This window comes from Streptococcus sp. SM3 (assembly GCF_027497875.1).
Window position 1 is genome coordinate 1 of record NZ_JAJNSA010000163.1, and the last position, 3,141, is coordinate 3,141.

A 3,141-nucleotide genomic window follows, 5' to 3' on the forward strand; every position below is an offset into this window, starting at 1 on the left:
CTACTTTCATTTTTTGACTCCTTTTCTGCAAAATAAACAAAAAATCCGCTTAGATGATTCTCTAAACGGATGCTTGAAATTCTCCAACAAGTTACAAAACCTCGGTCCATTTAGATACTAGCTCTATGGACCATCATCAAAAATCTTAGCCACATAGATACAAACAAATTGCTTGGGTTGTTTGCATCCATGAGATCATGTCTACAAACACTATCTAAAGTAGCTAAAGTAGAATTTTTGAATAGAAATGGCTTGTTGTTTCATGTTTATTTTCTGCTTTCTTTATTTATGGGTATTATCTTACCGTAATTTATTTTTGATGTCAAGACTATTTCAGAAATTTTTGAAATTTTTTGAAAATTCAACTGGTCCTGACAAGAAAAAAACAGAGGCTGGAACACATCCAGGCCTCTATTTTCTAATCTTCTTTTGATTTAGTTTCTTCATCTTCCTCGACGATTTCAGAAATTTCAACTTTCACCTTGGTCACACGACCATTTTTTACTTTGTCATTTGTCAAAATGAGGTGTTTCTTTTGACTATCGACTTCACAGCTGAGTCGCTCTTTCAAGGTTGGAATTCGCCCAACCTCTGTCAGATAATACCCTGCAATGGTATCCACATCATCACTTTGCAACTCAACATCAAAATATTCGTTAAAGTCATTTAGTGACATGGCTCCTTGTACGACATAGGTATTGTCCGCAATTTCAAAGACATCAATTTCTGCTTTGTCAGTCTCATCGTCAATTTCACCGACGATTTCTTCCAAGAGGTCTTCAAGAGTAACCAAACCAGACATCCCACCATATTCATCAAGCAGAATGGCCATTTGATTTTGGGTATTGCGCAATTCCTTCAAAAGATCATCCACAAAAATGGTCTCTGGAACAAACAAAGGTTCTTGTAAAATCTTTCTTAAGACAATATTATCAAAGCCATTGATAAATCCTTCGTTCAAGAGACGTTTGGTATGGATGAGACCGATGACATTGTCCTTGTCATCATCATAGACAGGAATCCGTGAAAAGTTTTGCTTAAGGATACTTTCAATGATTTCTTTGGTATCATCATTGATATCAACCATGAAGGCATCTGTCCGTGGCACCATGACTTCACGCGCTACCATTTCATCTAATGAAAAGATCCCTTGGAGCATCTCAATCTCGTCCGCATCTAGTGTTGCTTCACTATTGGTCAGCATATACTCGATTTCATCCCGCGTCATCTTTTCATCCGGATCATCGAATTCCATTGGCGTGATACGGCTCAAAAGGTTGGTCGACGCTGAAAGCAACCAAACAAAGGGGCTAACAATTTTTCCTAATAAAATGACAATCGGAGCCGTTCGAACAGCTAACTCATCTTTCAGGTTCATAGCGATTCGTTTCGGATAGAGTTCCCCAAATACGATCGAAATATAAGTCAAAAACGCTAGAGATAAAAAGCTTCCAGCTGCAACAGCCGTTTTAGTATTGCCCATCCATCCAGCAATAACATGACCAAGGCTATCTGCAAGACTCGCCCCAGATAAGATGGTAATCAAGGTGATCCCCACCTGAATAGTGGATAAAAAATGGTTGGGCTGTTCCAAAACGCTAAGAAGACGAATGTATTTTTTATCTCCTTCTTCAGCCTTTTGCACTACACGAGAACGATTCAACGATACCATTGACATTTCGGTTGCCGAGAAAAAGGCGTTCAATAATGTCAAAACAATCAATAAAATAAATTCCAGTAAAATTTCCTGACTGCCAGGGTCTTCCATGGATACTTTCCTCCAGTATATAATATCGTATATTATACCACAAAATATGAGAGCCTGCATTCTTCTATGTCATTTTCTTTTTTCACCATCAAAAAATCAGGACCAGGTCCTGATTTTAGTGCTCTGCACTGGTAAAATCATAAAAGAAGGCATTGAGTTTTTCAACCAGCTCTAGCGATGAGAGACTACTTGTACAGATAAAAGGTTTTTTCTTTAATTCCGGCATCATAAAGTTGGCCACCACGACATCTGCATCTGAAGCTTCGATATCCTCTACTGTTAGATTATACTTGATCATCTGAGTAAATTCAAAGTTATCCGTACAGTAGAAATCTAGAAAATCGATCATGGATTTAGCATGGTGGTCATCAAAACGACTGATAATCAAGACCTTAATGGACTTCCGGCGGCGCAATAATTGTGGTAAGAGACGTTCCCAGTGAGTGTAGACCGTGTAGATCATGTGCTTGATAATTTCTTCATTCAGATTATGCTTCATGGTCTTCATATAAGTGATGATATGGTCTCTCAAATCATCATAGAAGGCTGGGAAGATGCTCATAAAATCTTCGTTGGTATTGGTCTTGGTATCAAATAAGAGGAACTCCGAGAACAATTCCTTCCGACCTAAGTGAGCTGTATTATGAACGTGCATCAACATCTCATCAAGATTTTCGATATCTAAATCATAGGTATAGCATAGATCTTTGAACATATCTTTAATGAGTCTAGTGGATTCTTTTGCATAAGGATCTGTTTCTGCGGCCTCAATCAAGCTTTCTGGGCTGAAATAGAAATTTTCTTGAATAAAGATGATGAAGAACTGCTCCAGCACTTTTTCATTTAACTCGACACCCAACTGCAAGCTAAAGTAGCGCAACATCTCCTCAACATTGGTCACCCCTTGATATTGATCTTTATAGGCTTCAAAGGTCGTTGGAATGTCGATGAAATAGCCTTGCTTAATACGTGATAAGTACACTGTCAAGAGAACTTTGTAAGACTTAATGACAGAGAAGGTCAATGGATAGCCATAGAGCTTGAAGAAGAAGGTGATCAAATCGGTCACGGCCTCTTCCTTAAATTCTGGGAAAGGCCACTCCATATAGTAATAACGTTCCGCAAAATACTGGGCATAGAAGAAACGAACATCTACTTCATCCCCGACAAGATTCAAGGGTTTCAAATCAATCTTTACATTGTATTTAGTTTGAAGCTTCTGATTAATCGTCCGAATCAAGCGGTAGAAAGACTGGTAACTCAGATCAAACTTTCTGCAAATATATTCATTGGAAACATCCTTGTGGAAGAAGAGGTATTCAATCAAGGCGAAGGCTTGTGATTCTTTAAAAAAGTGATGGTAAATCACCTCA

The 3,141-nt window shown here is 38.3% G+C and carries 2 protein-coding genes; both read right to left on the minus strand.

The genetic code is table 11. The features are described 5' to 3' along the window. Positions 1 to 418 precede the first annotated feature (418 nt). Positions 419 to 1,768 (minus strand): hemolysin family protein, encoded by a 1,350-nt coding sequence (locus PAN06_RS13525; protein ID WP_070449287.1) that lies wholly within the window; start codon positions 1,766 to 1,768, stop codon positions 419 to 421. A 115-nt stretch (positions 1,769 to 1,883) separates the two neighbouring features. Further along, a partial coding sequence (locus PAN06_RS13530; protein WP_269796581.1) for a M protein trans-acting positive regulator PRD domain-containing protein occupies positions 1,884 to 3,141 on the minus strand: 1,258 nt, incomplete at its 5' end.